This window comes from Streptomyces sp. NPDC023527 (assembly GCF_055560115.1).
Genome location: NZ_JBVHJJ010000007.1, coordinates 125,823 through 143,326 on the forward strand (window position 1 = coordinate 125,823; position 17,504 = coordinate 143,326).

Below are 17,504 nucleotides of genomic sequence, written 5' to 3' on the forward strand. Positions count from 1 at the left end.
CGCACCGCGCACGGGCGGCGGTCACCCCCCCGCGAAGGGCTCAGGCGACGGCGTACCGGTCCTCGAACATCCGGCGCCGCGCGGCGGCCAGCGCGCCGGTGGTGAGCACGGGCACCGGCACCACGATGCCGCAGTCCGCGCAGACGGGTCCTTCCATGGGGTAGCGCTCCAGGTCGGAGTGCCATTCGAGCCGTTCCTGCGAGCACACCGGGCAGCGGTCGCCGGGCCCGGCCTCCATCGCGGCGATCACCCGGCGCAGCACATCGGCCAGGCGCGGGGCCGGGTAGGCGGTGGGGCTGACGCACGGCACGATGTCGCAACCGCCCCAGGTGTTGCGGTGCCAGTCGTCCACCGCGCTGGGCTGGCGGATGCCGTCGTGCTTCTCGCGCTTGCGGCGGTCGGCGAAGGACGCCTCGTACGCCAGCCACACCGCGCGGGCCTCCTCCAGCTCCGTCAGCGCCGAGGCCAGCCGCACCGGGTCGGGGGCGCGGTCGGCGGGGTCGAGCCCCGCCAGCTCGCACAGATGGTTCCAGGTCGCCCGGTGGCCGTACGGTGCGAAGCGTTCGAGGCATTTGCGCAGGGAGGTCCGCCGCAAGGCGATGGTGTTCCGTGGATTGCGCACCTCTCGTGCGAGTGCTCTGAAACCTGCCACTGCATCCCACCTCCGACAGCGCGGACTCGGATCGACATGGAAGGGACGTAACGCGTCGCGATTCGGATCCCTCGGGCCGGATACCGGCGGCGCGCTACGCAGTCGACCCCGCTCTGCTACCCCGAACTCGCCCACAGATGTGAGGCGGGGGGCGAGAAGGCGCGAAGGTGGCGGATCCTCACCCTCCGCTCACCGTACGATCCGACCGGCCAGCAGGACGATACGCGCCAGCTCCTCGTGGCAGATGTCGCTGTGCGCGCCCGTGGGCGGCCCGCCGCGCGCCACGACCGCCGCCGCGTCGACATTGGCGCAGCCGTCAGCCGGCAGCCCGCCGGCCAGCGCCTCCCGGAGGGAGAGCGCCGCGCAGCCGTCCACGGCCTGGATGCCCCGGCGCCCGATGGCACCCCACCGCGTGTCGTCCAGGCCCAGCAGCGAGTCGTCGTCCCCGGCCACCCGCGACGCCAGCGGATACAGCACCTCCAGCGCCGTGTCATGGCGCGAATGGCAGCACACCACGGGACCGCGCACCCGGCGGTGCAGCCCGCGCAGCGCCCCGCCCCGGTCAGAGGCGAACGGCAGCCGGGACGCGAAGGCGTACTGCGAGAAGGCGCCCTGAATCAGGGTCAGCGAGGCGACGCACCCCGTGCCCTCCGGCAGGCCGCGCAGCGCGAACGCCACCAGCCGCGCGCCGAAGCTGTGCCCCGCCAGATGCACCCGCACGCCGCCGCCCGAGCGGTCGAGCAGCCCCAGCGCGGGACCCAGGCCGTTCTGGCCGACGACGCCGGCGCGGTGCTTCATCGTGTAGTACGACGCCTGGCGCAGCAGCTCGTAAGCGCCGTGCCAGAGCTTCTTCAGCCCGCCGAACAGCTCCGGTGGGAGCGCTCCCACGCTCGCCAGCGCCGCCGTGAACATCTCGCACACCTGTACGGCGTCGGTGGTGAGCATGTCCGGCGGCGCGGCACCCGTCTCCAGGTCGGCCACGGCTGCGGGCCGGTCCGCGGTCGCGACCAGGCCGCGGACGAGCGTGACGAACTCCTCCAGCCGTGCCGGGTCCTCGGACCGCTCCGCGAGGAGCACCGCGAGCCGGTCCGCCACCGCCTCCTCGCACGGGAGGACGTCGACGAGGGCCTGCCGGGTGGCGGCGTCCAGGACCGGCGGACCGGCGGCCGCCGCCTGCCGGTCCGGGAAGTCGGGTACCGGCTCGTCGGCGAAGTGCATCGAGGGCCAGATCACCCCGACATAGCCGACCCGGGCCCCGTCCGCGCCGCCGAGGATGCCCGGAAACGGCGCGAAGAAGCGGTCGTACAGCCGCGTCGCCCTCGGCCGGTCGTTGTTCCAGCCGTGCGCGAACACCACCAGATCGGTCACTCCCGCACGCGCGACCCCGCGTATCAGCTCCTCGCGCTCGCCGGGGTCCACGTCCCCGTCGGCGTCGAACGTCAGCTCCCAGTACGGCTCCACACACATGCCCGCCATGGCGCGTCCCTCTTGAGCGGTCCGATGTGCGCTGCATCGTCCCGCCGTCAAGGGGGCCTGTCCAGCCTCGTCGGCCCGCTTCACGCTTCCGTGGTGCGGGGCGGCGGGGATCAGGGCGCCAGGAGGTCCGCCGCCCGGACGCGGTGCAGGTGGACGAGGACGTCGTAGGACCCGCGCAGCGCGGTCGTGTACTCCGGCTCCGGCCAGGCCGTGCCGATGTTCCGGGTCGGCCGCCCGGTGTCCAGCCAGGCGCGGGCGGGCTCGGGAACCCGCCGCATGTCCAGCGCCCAGGCGCGGTACGGCACTTTGTCGAGGGTGTGCTCATTGCTGCCGGGAGCGGCCGGGCCGAGGGTGACGACCCGGGTGCGCTCCTCCTCGTCCATGGCGTTGAACGAGCCCTCGGCGAAGGTGAGCCGGACGTTCACGTACGCCGCGCCCAGCCGGTCGCGCAGGAACGCGCCCTGGGTCTTGGGATACTGCGCCGGCTTGTCGGACGCGTAGGAGACGTGGGCGTTGTGTGCCGACAGCAGGATCCGCTGCCCGGTGTGGCGGAGCCACCAGGCGGTGTTGGCGGCCATCACCTCGTCGCGGTAGCGCATGCACGCGGCGACCGACTCCGGGTCGTCCAGGTCGTAGAGGTACATGCCCGCGACCTGCGAGATGGCCCGCGCGTGCTGCACGGTCAGGGCGAACTCCCGCTCGTCGCGCCCGGGTCGCCGCGCGGCCAGCAGGTCGAGCGCCTGCCGCGCGTGCTCCGCGATGGTCCGGCGCTCGCTCATCGGCCGCTTGAAGTAGGCGTCCATATAGGCGTCGGTGCCGACGCCGGGCGCCGGTCGCTGCAGGCGGTAGAGCTCGGTGAAGCGGGGGAGCAGCTCGGGGTGGTGCTCACGGACGTACGCGGTCACCCTGTCGAAGAGCTCGGGGCCGGCATAGGCCGCGTCGTTCCCCACGAAGCGGAGCTTCTCGGCGTGCCGGGTGTTGTACGCGCGCATCCACTCGAAGAGGTCGAGGTATTCGCGGGTGTTCCACATGCGGTACGCGTTCTGGAACTCCTCCCGCATGATCTGCCGGATGTCCCCCTTGCCGTGCACCACGTAGTCGTCGATGCGCGCCCCGGCGCTCCAGTTCGCCTCCAGGGCGAAGGTGGTGAAGCCCTTCTCCTCCACGAGGTGGCGGAAGACGCGGTGCTTGTTGGTGACGAACTCGTGGGAGCTGTGCGTGGCCTCGCCCAGCCCGACGACCTTCGCGTCGCCGACCATGGCGCCCAGCGGCCGCAAGTCCCGCAGGTCACCGCCCGGTTCCGTGGTCCGTAAGGGATGTGCCGCCCGGGTCAGGGCGGGGACGGGATCGGCCGGGCCGGTCCGGGCCGTGGCCGGAGCGGCGGTGACCAGTGAGCCCAGGCAGAGCAGCACGGTGAGCAACAGGGCCGGTCGGCGGGCGTGGGGCGGGGACGCCATCGGGAGCACTCCTCGGATCGCGGTGGGTGGCTGTGGCTTCGCCGCCCACGATCGCGCGGGCGGCGGACGCGCCACCAGCCGGACGGCCCCCCGAACCGTGGGGGGACAGCCCCACCCGCCCCCTTCCGCAGGTACATACCGACTGGTTAGTCTGCCCGTGCAGCCGAGCCGAGGGAGATGCGAGCGTGGGCACAGTGCGGGACGCGGGAGTCGTGGTCACCGGAGCGGGAGGCGGCATCGGAGCGGCGCTCGCCCGCCGGTTCGCCGCCGAGGGGGCCCGTGTCGTGGTCAACGATCTCGACGTCGACAAGGCCCGGGCGGTCGCGGAGGAGATCGGCGCCACGGCCGTCCCCGGCGACGCGTCGGGCGTCGTGCCGGCCGCCCGCGAGGCGCTCGGCGGGAAGGTCGACATCTACTGCGCCAACGCCGGCGTCGCCCCGGCGGGCGGCCCCGAGGTCGAGGAGGACCTCTGGGAGGCCGCCTGGGACGTCAATGTCATGGCGCACGTACGGGCGGCGCGCGAGCTGCTCCCCGAGTGGCTGGACCGCGGCAGCGGCCGCTTCGTCGCCACCGTCTCCGCCGCCGGGCTGCTCACCATGATCGGCTCCGCCCCGTACAGCGTCTCCAAGCACGCCGCCCTCGCCTTCGCCGAATGGCTCTCGCTCACCTACCGCCACTGCGGCATCGACGTCCACGCCATCTGCCCGCAGGGCGTCCGTACGGACATGCTGCGCGGCACGGGCGCGGCCGGCGAACTGGTCCTGGTCCCCACCGCGATCGAGCCCTCGCAGGTCGCGGACGCCCTCTTCGAGGGCATGGCCGCGGGCCGCTTCCTGATCCTCCCGCACCCGGAGGTCGCCGACTACTACGCGGCCCGCGCCACCGACCCCGACCGCTGGCTGCGCGGCATGAACCACCTCCAGCGCAGGCTCGAAGAGGTGCCCGGGCAGCCCGCGGGGGGCCGCGCGTGACCACGACGGCCGCGGTGGACGGCGGCGGCAGACCGGTGCCCCGGCGGCTGCTGGCCGCCGCCACCCGCCTCTTCGCGGACCAGGGCTACGACCGGACGTCCGTACAGGAGATCGTCGAGGCGGCGGGCGTCACCAAGGGCGCGCTCTACCACTACTTCGGCTCCAAGGACGACCTGCTGCACGAGGTGTACGGGCGGGTCCTGCGCCTCCAGCAGGAGCGGCTGGACGCCTTCGCGGAGGCGGACGCGCCCGTCGAGCGGCGGCTGCGCGACGCCGCCGCCGACGTGGTCGTCACCACCATCGAGAACCTCGACGACACCAAGATCTTCTTCCGGTCCATGCACCACCTCGGCCCGGAGAAGCACAAGCAGGTGCGGGCCGAACGCCGCCGCTACCACGAGCGGTTCCGCGCGCTGATCGAGGAGGGCCAGCGCACGGGCGTCTTCACCGCGGCGACCCCGGCCGATCTGGTGGTGGACTACCACTTCGGCTCGGTCCACCACCTCGCCAACTGGTACCGCCCCGAGGGCCGCCTGAGCCCCCAGCAGGTCGCCGACCACCTGGCGGACCTGCTACTGAGGGCGTTGCGGCCATAGCGGCCCGGGAGGCCGTGTGTACGGCTCTTCGGCCGCGGGCCCGCCGTTGCCGCCTTCGGCGGCGGGCGCCCTGCGGGCGCGTCCTCGAACGCCGGACGGGCTGGTTTGCGCCGAGCTCATCCGACACCAGCCCGTCCGGCGTTCGAGGACACCGCCGCGCAGCGGTGGTGCGCACGACACGACCCGCGGCCACTGCCTAGCGATACCCCCGCAACTCCCGCCGTGCCAGCGACCGCTGATGCACCTCGTCCGGCCCGTCGGCCAGACGCAGCGTGCGGGCCGCGGCCCACAGTTCGGCCAGCGGGGTGTCCTGGCTCACCCCGGCCGCCCCGTGCAGCTGGACCGCCTTGTCGATGATGTCGACGACCGTCCGCGGCGTGGCGATCTTGATGGCCTGGATCTCGGTGTGCGCGCCACGGTTGCCGACCGTGTCCATCAGCCAGGCGGTCTTCAGCACCAGCAGCCGCAGCTGTTCCACCGCGACCCGGGAGTCGGCGATCCACTCCTGGACCACGCCCTGCCGGGCGAGCGGTTCGCCGAAGGCCGTACGGGCCACCGCCCGCCGGCACATCAGCTCGATCGCCCGCTCGGCCATGCCGATCAGCCGCATGCAGTGGTGGATCCGGCCGGGTCCGAGGCGGGCCTGGGCGATGGCGAAGCCGCCGCCCTCCTCGCCGATCAGATGAGAGGCCGGGACGCGGACGCCGTCGAGGACTACCTCGGCGTGGCCGCCGTGGTAGTGGTCCTCGTAGCCGTAGACGCGCATGGCGCGCCGGACCTCCAGGCCGGGCGTGTCACGCGGGACCAGGATCATCGACTGCTGGCGGCGGGGGTCCGCGCCCTCGGGGTCGGTCTTCCCCATGACGATGAAGATCTCGCAATGGGGGCTCATCGCACCGGAGATGTACCACTTGCGGCCGGTGACGACGTAGTCGTCGCCGTCGCGCTCGATCCGCGTCTCGATGTTCGTGGCGTCCGAGGAGGCGACGTCCGGCTCCGTCATCGCGAAGGCGGAGCGGATCTCCCCGGCGAGCAGCGGCTCCAGCCACCGCTTGCGCTGCTCCTCGGTGCCGAACTGCGCGAGCAGCTCCATGTTCCCGGTGTCCGGTGCCGCGCAGTTGAGGGCCGTGGGGGCCAGCTGCGGGCTGCGGCCGGTGATCTCGGCGAGGGGCGCGTACTGCAGGTTGGTCAGCCCGGCCCCGTACTCCCCGTCCGGCAGGCTGTGCTGGTCCACAAAGAAAAGGTTCCACAGCCCCTGCCGGCGTGCCTCCGCCTTCAGCTCCTCGACGACCGGGGGAGTGTCCCAGGGGGAGGCCGACCCCGCCCGCTGCTCCTCGGCGACGGCCTCCGCCGGGTGGACGTGCTCGTCCATGAAGGCCAGCAGCCTGCCGCGCAGCTCTTCCGTGCGCGCGTCGAATGCGAAGTCCATGCCGCTCAGCCCTCCTGCAGGGTGGTGAGACCGTTGTCGATGAAGAGCGGGACGAGCTGCCCGATGCGGTCGAAGCCCGCGCCGACCGTCTGCCCCAGGGTGTAGCGGTAGTGGATGCCTTCGAGGATCACGGCGAGCTTGAAGTAGGCGAAGGCGGTGTACCACGGCAGCGCCGAGACGTCGCGCCCGGAGCCGACGGCGTAGCGCTCGACGATCTCGGCCGGTTCGGGGTGGCCGGGGGCGTCGCGCGTGGTGGTGATCGGGGAGCCGGGGACGGGCCGCTGCTCGCTGTACATCACCAGCAGGCCCAGGTCGGTCAGCGGGTCGCCGAGGGTGGACATCTCCCAGTCGAGGATCGCCCGCACGGTGTCGTCGGCGCCGACGAGGGCGTTGTCGAGGCGGTAGTCGCCGTGCACGACGGTGGGGGCGGGGGAGACGGGCAGCGCCTTGCCCAGCGCCGCGTGGAGCTCGTCGATGCCCGGCAGCTCACGGTCGCGCGAGGCGGCCAGCTGCTTGCCCCAGCGCCGCAACTGCCGCTCCAGGAACCCCTCCGGCCGCCCGAAGTCCCCGAGCCCGGCCGCCGCGGGGTCCACGGCGTGCAGCTGTACGAGCGTGTCGGCGAGGCCCAGCACGACCCGGCGGGTGCGCTCCGGGCCGATCGCGGTGAGCTGCCCGGCCGTCCGGTAGGGCGTGCCGTCGACGAACTCCATGACGTAGAAGGGCGATCCGATGACGCTCTCGTCCTCGCACAGCAGCAGCGCCCGGGGCACCGGCACGGCCGTCGGGTGCAGCGCGCTGATCACGCGGTGCTCGCGCCGCATGTCGTGGGCGGTGGCCAGCACATGCCCCAGGGGCGGCCGGCGCACCACCCAGCGGCCGATGCCGTCGGTGACGGCGTAGGTGAGGTTGGAGCGGCCCCCCTCGATCAGCTCGGCCGTGAGCGGCCCGCGCACCAGCCCGGGCGCCTCGCGCTCCAGATGCGCGCGCAGCCGCTCCGGATCGATCCCTGGGGGCGTGCCGGGGGTGCCCTTGCTCATCGAGTGCTCCTCCATGGGGAATTGAGCCCGCGGACAGACGATTCGAGATCATCATGCCGACCAGTCGGTATGCCGTCCAGAGGGTGACGGGGCCGAACTCCCGCGGATCCGCCTCCGGGCTCGGGCCGGGGCCCGGTCCCCCCGCCTCAGGCGTGGCAGGCCATGGGCCGGCCGCCGTTCATCGTCTGCATGTCGCCGAGGACGACCGGCAGGTCGAGGGGCGACGCCAGGGGCAGGCCGTCCAGCTCGGCGTAGGCGCGGTGGAGGTTGGCGACCAGCCGCTCGCTCTCGCGCAGCTCCGCGAACTCGCCGAGGTCGGCGGCGCGGGCGGCCTCCAGCGGGGTGCGGCCGGCGGCGCGCGCGTCGCGGGCGTAGCCCTGGAGCCAGCGGAAGTAGCGCTCGACGATGTCGTAGATCCCGGGGTCGGTGACCGGGCCGTGGCCGGGCACCACGGTGTGGGCGTCGAGGCCGCGCAGGATCTCCAGGGAGCGCAGCGAGCCGCTGAGGGAGCCCATCATCAGGAAGGGGGTGCCGCCGTTGAAGACGAGGTCACCGGTGAAGACGATGCCCTGCTCGGGCAGCCAGGCGATGGTGTCGCCGACGGTGTGCGCGGGGCCCGGGTGGAGCAGCCGCATCTCGATGTCGCCGAGGTGCACGGTCAGCGCGTCGGTGTAGGTGACCTGCGGCGGCGTGATGGTGACGTCGCCGTAGTCGACGCAGGGCCAGATCCCGTGCAGCTGGAGCCCCACGGCCAGGGTCTGCTCGCGGCAGTCGGCGTGCCCGAGGATCGTGGCCTCGGGGAAGACGCAGTTGCCGTAGGTGTGGTCACCGTGGTGGTGGGTGTTGACGATCGTGGTGGGCAAGGGCGCGCCGTCCCGGGTGGCGGCGTCGCGCAGCAGCCGCGCCCGCCGCTCCGTCGCGGCCGTGTCGATCAGAGCCGTCCGGCCGCCACCGGTGACGATTCCCGCGTTGTTCAGGCACCAGCCGCCGTCGGGCTGCACGAACGCGCTCACGCCGGGGGCGAGGGCGACGGTGTACGGCTCCGTCCCCTCCTCGCCGGCGGCGGGCGTGGTGGTGCTGTCGTGGGACATCGATGGCCTCCCCTCGTCGTCCGCGCGGGGTGCGCGGATCGGACTGCCCGTCAGAATACGGGCGCGCGGAAACGCGGAGGAAAGGGGCGGTCGGGTCTCAGCCGCGGTGCTCCATGCCGGGGCGCAGCCGCTCCAGCAGCCGGTAGAGCGTGGTGCGCTCGTCCTCGTCCAGGGCGTCGAGCGCGGTGTGGGTGGCCTGCATCTCGCCCCGTACGCGGCGGATGGTCTCCAGGCCCTCGTCGGTGGCCACCACGTTCTTCACACGGCGGTCGGCCGGGTCGGGCTCGCGGCGGACCAGGCCGCGGGCTTCGAGGCGGTCGACGATGCCGGTGACGTTGGAGGCGTCGCAGACCAGCAGCGTGGCGAGGCCGCGCATGGGGACCGGGCCCTTGAGCTGGGCGAGCAGCTTGGCCTGGACGGAGGTGAGGCCGTGGCGGGCGGCGGCGGCCGCGAAGTCCTGCCACTGGGCGGTGCCGAGCGCCGCCACCAGTTCCAGGAGCTGGGCCTTGGTCGGGGTGTGGGGGGAGGCGGCGGTCATGCGTTGAAGTGTACTCAAGAGCTTGAACCCTTAAAACATTAACTTGACTACCTGAAGTATTTCGACCTAATCTGTGTCGAGTTGCTTGACCTCATCAAGCATCAACGTGATGAATCACTTCAGTCATGAATCACTTCGGTCATGAAGCAACTCGAAGGACCCCGCAACCCATGAGCTCCCCAGCCGCCACCCACCAGGGCCGGTCCGAAGGCAAGCAGGCCAACGAGACGGTCATCGTCTTCGCCCTGAGCCTCGCCGCCATGGTCGTCTCGATGATGCAGACCCTGGTCGTGCCGATCCTCGGCCTCATCCAGAACGACCTGGAGACCACCACCGCCAACGTGAGCTGGGTCACGACCGCCACCCTGCTCTCCGCCGCCGTCTTCACCCCGCTGCTCGGCCGCTTCGGCGACCAGCACGGCAAGAAGAAGACCCTCGTCGCCGTGCTGGTCGTGATGGTCGCGGGCTCCGTCCTCGCCGCCGTCACCCACTCCCTGCTGTGGCTGATCGTCGGCCGGGTCCTCCAGGGCGCCGCCACCGCGATCTTCCCGCTCGCCCTCTCCGTCCTGCGCGAGGAGGTGCGCCCCGCGAAGCTGCCCGGCGCCATGGCCATGGTCAGCGGCACCCTCGCCTTCGGCAGCGGCCTCGCGCTCGTCGCCACCGGCCTGCTCACCTCGGGCGACAACCCCGACTACCGCAGCGCCTTCTGGCTGGCCACCGGCCTCGCCGCGCTCGCCCTCATAGCCGTCGCCACCCTGGTCCCCGCCACCAAGCAGACCACCGGTGGACGCACCGACGTCCTCGGCGCCCTGAGCCTCGCCGCCACCCTCGTCCTGCTCCTGCTGCCCATCACCCAGGGCCACGAGTGGGGCTGGTCCTCCGCCCGTACGATCGGCTGCTTCACCGGCGCCGTCGTCATGGCCGCGGTCTGGACGCTCGTCGAGCGCAAGGTGAGCGAGCCGCTCGTCGACATGAAGATGTTCGCCCACCGCCCGGTGCTCTTCGCCAACGTCGCCGGTCTGCTCGTCGGCTTCGGCTCCTTCGCCCTCTTCATCGGCGTCTCCTACCTCGTACAGATGCCGTCGAAGATCACCGGCTACGGCTTCGACGCCAGCGTGCTGCGCGCCTCCGTCGAGTTCCTGCTGCCCAGCACCATCGTCTCGCTGCTCGCCGCCCCCATCGGCGGCCAGCTCGTCCGGCACAAGGGCCCGCGCCTGGTCCTGCTGCTCGCCTCGCTCATCGGCACCGCCGGCTTCGTGTGGATCGCCCTCGACCACGAGCACGCGTTCTCCGTCATCGCCGCCGGCATGTTCGTCGGCGCGGCCATCAGCTTCGGCTACGCCGCCATGCCCGCCGTGATCGTCTCCAGCGTGCCGCACCACCAGACCGGCATCGCCAACGGCATCAACTCCATCTCCCGCTCGACCGGCAGCGCCATCGGCAGCGCCATGATCACCACGGTGCTGGCGTCCAAGAGCATCGAGCACCTGCCGCCGGGCGCCCCGAAGCTGCCCGCGGAGAGCCAGTTCACGCTGACGTTCGTCATCGCGGGCACCGCGTTCCTGCTGGTCGCGTTCGTCGCCTCGCTGGGCCTGCGCAAGGTCTTCGGCCCGCGCGCCGGCGAAGTGGCGGGCCACGCCACCACGGCGGACGCTGGGACCGCACCGGCCAACGCCTGACCCTCGGCACACCCCACAAGGAGCACCCCCATGAAGGCCATCAGCTACCGCGGCTACGGCGGCCCCGAGGTCCTGGAGTACGGCGACCTGCCCGACCCCAAGGTCGGCCCCGACGCCGTCCTGATCAAGGTCAGGGCCGCCGCGGTCAACCCCGTCGACTGGAAGGCCCAGGCCGGCTACCTCGACGGCGTCCTGACCCCCGTCTTCCCCGTCGTGCCCGGCTGGGACGTCTCCGGAGTGGTGGTCCAGCCCGGGGCGGACGCCCATGAGTTCGCCGTCGGCGACGAGGTCATCGGCTACGTCCGCGAGGACTTCCTCTCCCGCGGCACCTTCGCCGAGTACGTCGCGGCCCCCGTACGGACCCTCGCCCGCAAGCCGCGGAACCTCACCTTCGAGCAGGCCGCCGGACTGCCGCTGGCGGGCCTCACGGCCTACCAGTCGCTGATCAAGGCGCTGGCCGTGCGGCAGGGCGACACCGTCCTGGTGCACGCCGCGGCCGGCGGCGTCGGCTCGATGGCCGTCCAGATCGCGGTACACCTGGGCGCACGGGTCATCGGCACCGCCAGCGAGCGCAACCACGACTACCTGCGCGGCCTCGGCGCCGAGCCGGTCGTCTACGGGGAGGGCCTCGCCGACCGCGTACGGGCCCTGGCCCCCGGTGGCGTCGACGCCGTGCTCGACCTGGCCGGCGGCGAGGCGCTCACCGCCTCCCCGGGTCTCCTCGCGGAGGGCGGCCGGATCGCCTCCGTCGCCGACCCGTCCGTACTCGGCCTCGGCGGCCGCTACGTCTTCGTCCGCCCGGACGCGGCGGACCTGACCGCCCTCACCGAACTGGCGGAGAGCGGCGCGCTCACGGTGGAGGTAGCGCAGACCTTCCCCCTGGAGAAGACGGCGGAAGCGCAGCGCGCGAACGCGGAGGGCCACACGCGCGGCAAGATCGTGGTGACGGTCGACTAGCCGCCCGTCGGCCGACACGGTGCGGCGCCCTGACGGGCTTGAACGGGCAGAGCCTGGTCAAGCCCGTCAGGGCGCTCAATCAAGCCCGTCCGGCGATTGAGGGCAAGGGCGCCCCCGGTGCCGCGCACGACCCGGACCAGCCCGATCAAGCCCGTCCGGCGATTGAGGACACCCCGCCCCGGTAGGGGAAACCGCAACTCACCCCACCGGCCACCCCCGCCGCAGCCGGCGAAACGCCTCGAACCCGTCCGGCACCCACTCCCACTCCCCGAGCCGCCCCAACAGCTCCCCCTCGGAGAGAAACCCGTACCAGGCCACCTCCTCCACCTGCGGCGACACAGCCGAGTCGCAGACGACCTCGTACACCGCCGACCACCAGGACCCCCCTTCCCCCTCGTACAGGAAGCGGAAGAGCGGCGTCGGCGCCGGCAGCCCCGAGACGCCCAGTTCCTCCTCGGCCTCCCGCAGCGCCGCCTCGTCGTAGGACTCGCCCGCCCCGACCGCACCGCCGACGAACATGTCGTAGCGGGAGGGGAAGACGAGCTTCTCCGCGGTGCGCCGGTGGACGAAGATCCGTCCCTGCCCGTCCCGCGCCAGGACGAAGACGCACCGGTGGCGCAGCCCCCGCTCGTACGCCTCGCCGCGTGGCGCCCGGCCCACCACCCGGTCGCGCTCGTCCACGATGTCCAGTACCTCGTCCGCGGGCAGCGGTCGTCGCTCGGTCATGGTGCCCATCCAAGCAGCCGCGCCGAGCCGCGGGCGGTGCGGCCCGGCGCCCCGTCAGTGCGGCTGGAGGTCGCGGACGCGAGCCGGTGGCGTCGGCCCCGACGGCATCGCCGGATGGCGGCCGATCAGCACGATGCCGACCACGATCGCCGCCAGCCCCGACGCCTCCCAGGCCAGCGCCCCGGTGGTCGTCCGCAGCCGGTCGCCGAGGAACCCCACCCCGCAGGCGATCCCCGCCAGCGGCTGGGCCGCGGTGAGCGCGGGCAGCGACATCCGCAGCGGCGCGGCCTCGAAGGCGCTCTGCACCAGCACCAGCGCCGTGATGCCGAGCACCAGCACCCCGTACGGCTGCCAGCTCGTGAGGAGCGCCGTCCAGCCGCCCTGCCCCAGGCGCTCGCCGCTGACCCGGGTGAGGGCGTCCTGCACGCCGTAGAGCAGCCCGCCCGCCACCGCCAGCAGCGCGGCCTCCGCGCTCATCCGCAGGCGCTTGGCGACCGCCGTCAGCAGCAGGGCACCGCCCAGCATCAGGCCCAGGATCAACCAGTGCCGCAGGGGGTCGGTGACGGAGTCGCCGCCGTGGGGCCGGCCCGCGACGATGAAGGCCGTCACCCCGCCCGCCAGCAGCCACAGCCCGCACCAGCCCGTCCGGCCCAGCGGCTGCCTGGTCAGCCAGCGCGAGAGGGCCATCGCGAACAGCAGGTTCGTGGCCATCAGCGGCTCCACCAGCGAGATCTCGCCGTGCCCGAGGGCGACCGCGCCCAGCACCATGCCGACGATCATCAGCCCGATGCCCACCAGCCAGCGCGGCATCCGGACGAGGTCGAGCAGCAGCCGCGGGGAGAGGAAGTCACTCATCGGGGCCCGTTGGGCGGCGCTCTGCTGGAACACGAAGCCGATGCCCAGGCAGCACGCGGCACTCACGGCGAAGGCGAAGACCATCACGTCGCGCACCTCAAGGCGGACCGGTCGTAAGGGGACTTGACAGAAAACGATAGCCGCCGCGAAGACGGAGTGACGGCCGAGTACCCGTCTTTCGGGCGTCCATCCCCACCAACGGCCGACGTCCTGGGAGAGCGCCTCGGGCGGGTCCGGGAGACGAGGGCCCGTGGAGGGGAGCGCCCGAGGTATCGAACTAAGGTACGCAATACAAGAGTGCGGGTCACGGATGGGACGGAGGTGTCGAACACCCCCAACCGCCCGGCGGTGGCCCGTTCAAGCGGATCTGACGGCCCATGAGTTGATGAAGGGTCAGTTCCAAGATCGGTCTTGACTCGGAGCCGTGACTACCGCTTTGCTGTGCGTGACTGAAGTGGATGGTTTGCGGACGCCTCGACCCGGCGCCCGGAGGGGACGTACGCCGTGGAGGAACCCCGCAGATGACGCCCCCACCCTTGGGCCGCCCCCGGAACAAGGACGGACCGACCTTCGACCCCGCCCTGGACGACGCCGCACTGGCCACTGTCCGTGACGCCCTGGCCCGCGGCCGCTGGGCGGAGGCCCGCAACCTCCTCGCCGAGACCGGCGACGACTGGGACCGCCGCGGCCACCGCCTCGTCGTCCTCGCCGAAGGCCCCACCAGCGTCGCCTGGGCCCGCGAATGGCAGCTCGCCGAACCCGACAGCCCCGACGCCGCCGCGCTCCTCGCCTGCGCCACCGTCTGCCGGGCCGTCGGCGGCAAGGAGATCCCCGACGTGGCCCGCGCCGCCTGCCTGACCGCCGCCCGGATGGCACCCGCCGACCCCTCGCCCTGGCTCGGCATCCTCATCCTCGCCCACCGCACCGGCACCGACGACGAACGCGTACGCGCCTTCGACCAGGTCCGCGCCCGCCACCGGGACCACCACCACGCGCACCACCTCATGGCCGCCTGCCTGGCCGAACACCAGAAGGGCGACCGCGACGACCCCCTGCACGAGGTCTACGACTTCGCCGCCTGGGCCGCCGAGCAGGCCCCCGCCGACTCGCCCCTGGCCGTCCTCCCCGTCGTCGCCCACGCCGAGCGCTACCGCGTCCTCGCCCGCGCCGGCGTCGAACCCCCCGACCCCGCGCGCTCCGGCCACTGGACCACCCGCCGCGCCCGCCAGGTGATGAAGGCCGCCTTCGACTGGTGGCTCGAATGGGACGTCGACGACGGTACGGCCCACCCCCGCCGCAAGGTCGACCTCAACTACCTCGCCCACGCCAAGCTCCACGAAGGCCGCCTCGCCGAGGCGGCCGCCCTCCTCACCCGCATCGGGCCGCACGCGACCCGCACCCCCTGGTCCTACCCCGACCAGGACCCCAGGAAGGCGTTCCAGGCCGCCCGCCGCGCCGCCCTCGGCTCGGCCTGAGGCCGCTCCGCCGCCTCCCGCGAACACGCCCCCCCGCTCACCCCCATGGGAAGGACGACCCCGCCATGCCGACGGGCACGACGAGCGAGATCAGCACCTTCAAAGGCCAGGACAGACGCCTGCGCGCCGACCGGATAGGGGTGGCCGGGCTGCTGCTCTCGGTCGTCGCCGCCAGCGCGCCGCTGATGGTCACGGCAGGTGTCATGCCCACCACCTACGGCACCATGGCCATCGTCGGCCAGCCCCTGCTCTTCGTCATCCTCGGCGTGGTGCTGACCCTCTTCAGCTGCGGCTACGCCGAGATGAGCCGCCACGTCCACAACGCCGGCGCCTTCTACGCCTACATCGCCCGCGGCCTCGGCGGCACCGCGGGCGCGGCCGCCTCCGTCGTCGCCCTCGTGGCCTACAGCGCCATGCAGTTCGGCATCTACGGCATCTTCGGCTTCGAACTCGCCGGCCTCCTCGACAAGCACCTCGGCGTCTCCGTCGCCTGGTGGGTGCCCGCCCTCGCCGCCGTCCTGATCGTCGGCGTCCTCGGCTGGCTGAAGATAGACCTCAGCACCAAGGTCCTCGGCGTCCTGCTGCTCATCGAGTGCGTCATGGTCGTCGTCTTCGACATCGTCGGCGTCGGCAGCCCCGGCCCGGAAGGCGTCTCCCTCCACTCCTTCAACCCCGAGACGCTCAGCGGCGGCGGGCTCGGCACCGCCCTCTGCTTCACCATCGCCGCCTTCGTCGGCTTCGAACAGGCCGCCGTCTACGCCGAGGAGACCAGCCGCCCTCAGGTCGTCGTCGCCCGCGTCACCTTCCTCGCCGTCGGCTTCGTCGCCCTCTTCTTCGCCCTCAGCTCCTGGGCCCTCAGCGTCGCCGCCGGCCCGGGCGGCATCGTCGGCCTCTCCCAGGAACAGGGCCCCAACCTCCTCTTCGCCCTCACCGAGGACCGGCTCGGCGGCGCCTTCGCCGACGTCATGCACGTCTTCTACGTGACCGGAATGTTCGCCGCCATGCTCAGCTTCCACAACGTCGTCGCCCGCTACGCCTTCGCCATGGGCCGCGAAGGGCTGCTGCCCGCCGCCGTCGGCCGCACCGCCAAGGCCAGCGGCGCCCCCGCCCACGGCTCCCTCCTGCAGAGCGTCGTCTCGCTCCTCGTCGTCCTGCTCTTCGCGATCACCGACAACAAGCCCAACGGCGACCCGACCGCGCCCGTCCAGCGCCTCTTCACCTGGAGCGGCAACGTCGGCGCACTGGGCGTCATCGTGCTGATGGCCGCCGCCTCCGCCGCCGTCATCGCCTTCTTCGTCCGGCGCGGCGCCGCCCGCGCCCAGGCGCCGCGGCTGGTCGCCTCCGGCCTCGCCGGCCTCGCCCTCCTGGTCATCGCCGTCTACGCCGTCAGGGACTTCGACGTGCTGCTCGGTGCCGATCCCGGCTCGGCCCTGCGCTGGATCCTGCCCGGCGTCATCGGCGCGGCCGTCGTCGTGGGCGTCGGCTACGGGCTCGTACTGAAGTACCTGCGTCCCGAGGTGCACAGCAGCATCGGCCTGGGCAACGAGGCGTTCCAGCTGGAGAAGGCGGCCGCCGCGATCCCGCGCCCCCGCGCGGCGAGCTGACGGATCGCCTCGGGACGGCGCGGGCGCCCGGCGCCCGCGCCTCCCGTCACTTCTCCAGCAGCGGACGCAGGTGGGCGTGAGCCCACCCGCTGAGCGGGGTGGGGGTGGTGGTGAGCAGGTCACGGGGCTGCTCGGGCACCAGGTCGCGCGATCCGGTGGTCATCCCGACCACGCCCTCCACCGCCGAGGGAGGCAGCCCCGCCGCGCGCAGCGCGTCCCGCGCCGCGTCGTCGCCGACGCGGTCGAGCCGGACCGGACGCCCGAGCGCCTCGGTGAGGATCTCCGCGACCTGGTGGAAGCTGAGGTCCTCCGGCCCGTGGACGGCCTGCACCACCCGGCCCTGCCAGGTGTCGTTCAGCAGCCGGGCCGCGACCACGTCTCCGATGTCGCGCGGATCGACCCAGGGCATCGGGTGGTCGGGATCGAACGCCGTGGTCAGGACGCCCTGGGAGAGTCCTTCGAGGTCGGACAACAGGTTGGTGAAGAAGTACGCGCACCGCAGGTGCAGCACATCCGCTCCGGTGGCGTCGAGTCGTTCCTCGATCCCGGCCAGCGCGTCGATGTGCCCGACCCCGTGCCGCTTCTCCGCGCCGATACTGCTCAACAGCACCACGCGCCCCACATCACCCAGCCGGGCGGCCTCCACCAACGGTGCCGCGGTCCGCAGCGAGGTCTCGATCGGATCCGCCGTCGTGTGGGGAGTGGGGTCCACCCAGAGGACGGTCCGCGCCCCCGCCACCGCCTCGCGGACGAACCCCGCGTCCGTCAGGTCGCCCCGGCGCGCATCGACCCGCGCGCGGGTCGCCTCGTCCAGGCGGGCCGGGTCACGGACCAGGACGCGCGGACGGACGCCGGCCTGGAGCAGCAGCCGCACCACGCGCGATCCCACGTGTCCGGTCGGTGTGGTGACCACGATGGTCATCGGCACATCCTTCTCGTCCGCTTCACCGGCATTCCCCGC

16 protein-coding genes are annotated in these 17,504 nt (G+C 72.8%); 6 read left to right on the top strand and 10 right to left on the bottom strand.

Annotated features, from left to right (window positions below):
• Positions 1 to 40 precede the first annotated feature (40 nt).
• The 3 genes from ACZ303_RS15880 to ACZ303_RS15890 form a co-directional block, all read right to left on the bottom strand.
• Positions 41 to 652, bottom strand: a complete 612-nt coding sequence (locus ACZ303_RS15880) for a hypothetical protein (protein WP_467339261.1) — start codon at positions 650 to 652, stop codon at positions 41 to 43.
• A 189-nt stretch (positions 653 to 841) separates the two neighbouring features.
• Positions 842 to 2,128, bottom strand: a complete 1,287-nt coding sequence (locus ACZ303_RS15885) for an alpha/beta fold hydrolase (RefSeq protein ID WP_467339263.1) — start codon at positions 2,126 to 2,128, stop codon at positions 842 to 844.
• A gap of 110 nt (positions 2,129 to 2,238) precedes the next feature.
• A complete protein-coding gene (locus ACZ303_RS15890; protein ID WP_467339265.1) occupies positions 2,239 to 3,585 on the bottom strand; it encodes an erythromycin esterase family protein in 1,347 nt (448 codons plus the stop codon).
• Between the two features lie 185 nt (positions 3,586 to 3,770).
• On the opposite strand from ACZ303_RS15890, the gene ACZ303_RS15895 reads away from it, so the two are divergent.
• Both ACZ303_RS15895 and ACZ303_RS15900 read left to right on the top strand, forming a co-directional pair.
• Complete coding sequence (locus tag ACZ303_RS15895; RefSeq protein ID WP_467339267.1) at positions 3,771 to 4,556, top strand: SDR family oxidoreductase; 786 nt, start codon at positions 3,771 to 3,773, stop codon at positions 4,554 to 4,556.
• Entirely contained in the window at positions 4,553 to 5,152 is a 600-nt protein-coding gene (locus ACZ303_RS15900) for a TetR/AcrR family transcriptional regulator (RefSeq protein ID WP_467339269.1), read from the top strand. Before ACZ303_RS15895 ends, ACZ303_RS15900 begins: the two co-directional genes overlap by 4 nt.
• A gap of 196 nt (positions 5,153 to 5,348) precedes the next feature.
• On the opposite strand, the gene ACZ303_RS15905 is transcribed toward ACZ303_RS15900, so the two are convergent.
• The 4 genes from ACZ303_RS15905 to ACZ303_RS15920 form a co-directional block, all read right to left on the bottom strand.
• The gene (locus ACZ303_RS15905; protein WP_467339271.1) at positions 5,349 to 6,581 is read right to left on the bottom strand and encodes an acyl-CoA dehydrogenase family protein; all 1,233 of its coding nucleotides are present in this window, start codon (positions 6,579 to 6,581) and stop codon (positions 5,349 to 5,351) included.
• A 5-nt stretch (positions 6,582 to 6,586) separates the two neighbouring features.
• The gene (locus tag ACZ303_RS15910; RefSeq protein WP_467339273.1) at positions 6,587 to 7,618 is read right to left on the bottom strand and encodes a phosphotransferase family protein; all 1,032 of its coding nucleotides are present in this window, start codon (positions 7,616 to 7,618) and stop codon (positions 6,587 to 6,589) included.
• A gap of 146 nt (positions 7,619 to 7,764) precedes the next feature.
• Positions 7,765 to 8,709, bottom strand: coding sequence for an MBL fold metallo-hydrolase (locus ACZ303_RS15915; protein WP_467339275.1), 945 nt, complete (start codon positions 8,707 to 8,709; stop codon positions 7,765 to 7,767).
• 97 nt (positions 8,710 to 8,806) lie between these two features.
• Positions 8,807 to 9,247, bottom strand: a complete 441-nt coding sequence (locus ACZ303_RS15920) for a MarR family winged helix-turn-helix transcriptional regulator (protein WP_467339277.1) — start codon at positions 9,245 to 9,247, stop codon at positions 8,807 to 8,809.
• A gap of 170 nt (positions 9,248 to 9,417) precedes the next feature.
• Between ACZ303_RS15920 and ACZ303_RS15925 the strand changes: the two genes are divergently transcribed.
• Both ACZ303_RS15925 and ACZ303_RS15930 read left to right on the top strand, forming a co-directional pair.
• On the top strand, positions 9,418 to 10,926 hold the full coding sequence (locus ACZ303_RS15925; RefSeq protein ID WP_467339279.1) for an MFS transporter: 1,509 nt from the start codon (positions 9,418 to 9,420) through the stop codon (positions 10,924 to 10,926).
• A 30-nt stretch (positions 10,927 to 10,956) separates the two neighbouring features.
• Positions 10,957 to 11,883, top strand: coding sequence for an NADP-dependent oxidoreductase (locus ACZ303_RS15930; protein WP_467339280.1), 927 nt, complete (start codon positions 10,957 to 10,959; stop codon positions 11,881 to 11,883).
• A gap of 198 nt (positions 11,884 to 12,081) precedes the next feature.
• On the opposite strand, the gene ACZ303_RS15935 is transcribed toward ACZ303_RS15930, so the two are convergent.
• Complete coding sequence (locus ACZ303_RS15935; RefSeq protein ID WP_467339282.1) at positions 12,082 to 12,609, bottom strand: NUDIX hydrolase; 528 nt, start codon at positions 12,607 to 12,609, stop codon at positions 12,082 to 12,084.
• A gap of 54 nt (positions 12,610 to 12,663) precedes the next feature.
• A complete protein-coding gene (locus ACZ303_RS15940) occupies positions 12,664 to 13,548 on the bottom strand; it encodes a DMT family transporter (protein ID WP_467339645.1) in 885 nt (294 codons plus the stop codon).
• A 437-nt stretch (positions 13,549 to 13,985) separates the two neighbouring features.
• Between ACZ303_RS15940 and ACZ303_RS15945 the strand changes: the two genes are divergently transcribed.
• Both ACZ303_RS15945 and ACZ303_RS15950 read left to right on the top strand, forming a co-directional pair.
• Entirely contained in the window at positions 13,986 to 14,939 is a 954-nt protein-coding gene (locus ACZ303_RS15945; RefSeq protein ID WP_467339284.1) for a hypothetical protein, read from the top strand.
• A 65-nt stretch (positions 14,940 to 15,004) separates the two neighbouring features.
• Positions 15,005 to 16,543 (top strand): APC family permease, encoded by a 1,539-nt coding sequence (locus ACZ303_RS15950; protein WP_467339285.1) that lies wholly within the window; start codon positions 15,005 to 15,007, stop codon positions 16,541 to 16,543.
• A gap of 46 nt (positions 16,544 to 16,589) precedes the next feature.
• Here ACZ303_RS15950 and ACZ303_RS15955 read toward each other — a convergent pair whose 3' ends face one another.
• Positions 16,590 to 17,465: an NmrA family NAD(P)-binding protein gene (locus ACZ303_RS15955; RefSeq protein WP_467339287.1), complete on the bottom strand. Its 876-nt coding sequence runs from the start codon at positions 17,463 to 17,465 to the stop codon at positions 16,590 to 16,592.
• Positions 17,466 to 17,504: the final 39 nt, after the last annotated feature.

Bases quoted from the DNA above. Each gene is read 5' to 3' on its own strand.
- ACZ303_RS15910 (WP_467339273.1), bottom strand. From the start codon at position 7,618: ATGAGCAAGGGCACCCCCGGCACGCCCCCAGGGATCGATCCGGAGCGG.
- ACZ303_RS15945 (WP_467339284.1), top strand. From the start codon at position 13,986: ATGACGCCCCCACCCTTGGGCCGCCCCCGGAACAAGGACGGACCGACC.
- ACZ303_RS15890 (WP_467339265.1), bottom strand. From the start codon at position 3,585: ATGGCGTCCCCGCCCCACGCCCGCCGACCGGCCCTGTTGCTCACCGTG.
- ACZ303_RS15930 (WP_467339280.1), top strand. From the start codon at position 10,957: ATGAAGGCCATCAGCTACCGCGGCTACGGCGGCCCCGAGGTCCTGGAG.
- ACZ303_RS15935 (WP_467339282.1), bottom strand. From the start codon at position 12,609: ATGACCGAGCGACGACCGCTGCCCGCGGACGAGGTACTGGACATCGTG.
- ACZ303_RS15905 (WP_467339271.1), bottom strand. From the start codon at position 6,581: ATGGACTTCGCATTCGACGCGCGCACGGAAGAGCTGCGCGGCAGGCTG.
- ACZ303_RS15955 (WP_467339287.1), bottom strand. From the start codon at position 17,465: ATGACCATCGTGGTCACCACACCGACCGGACACGTGGGATCGCGCGTG.
- ACZ303_RS15915 (WP_467339275.1), bottom strand. From the start codon at position 8,709: ATGTCCCACGACAGCACCACCACGCCCGCCGCCGGCGAGGAGGGGACG.
- ACZ303_RS15950 (WP_467339285.1), top strand. From the start codon at position 15,005: ATGCCGACGGGCACGACGAGCGAGATCAGCACCTTCAAAGGCCAGGAC.
- ACZ303_RS15920 (WP_467339277.1), bottom strand. From the start codon at position 9,247: ATGACCGCCGCCTCCCCCCACACCCCGACCAAGGCCCAGCTCCTGGAA.
- ACZ303_RS15885 (WP_467339263.1), bottom strand. From the start codon at position 2,128: ATGGCGGGCATGTGTGTGGAGCCGTACTGGGAGCTGACGTTCGACGCC.
- ACZ303_RS15925 (WP_467339279.1), top strand. From the start codon at position 9,418: ATGAGCTCCCCAGCCGCCACCCACCAGGGCCGGTCCGAAGGCAAGCAG.
- ACZ303_RS15940 (WP_467339645.1), bottom strand. From the start codon at position 13,548: ATGGTCTTCGCCTTCGCCGTGAGTGCCGCGTGCTGCCTGGGCATCGGC.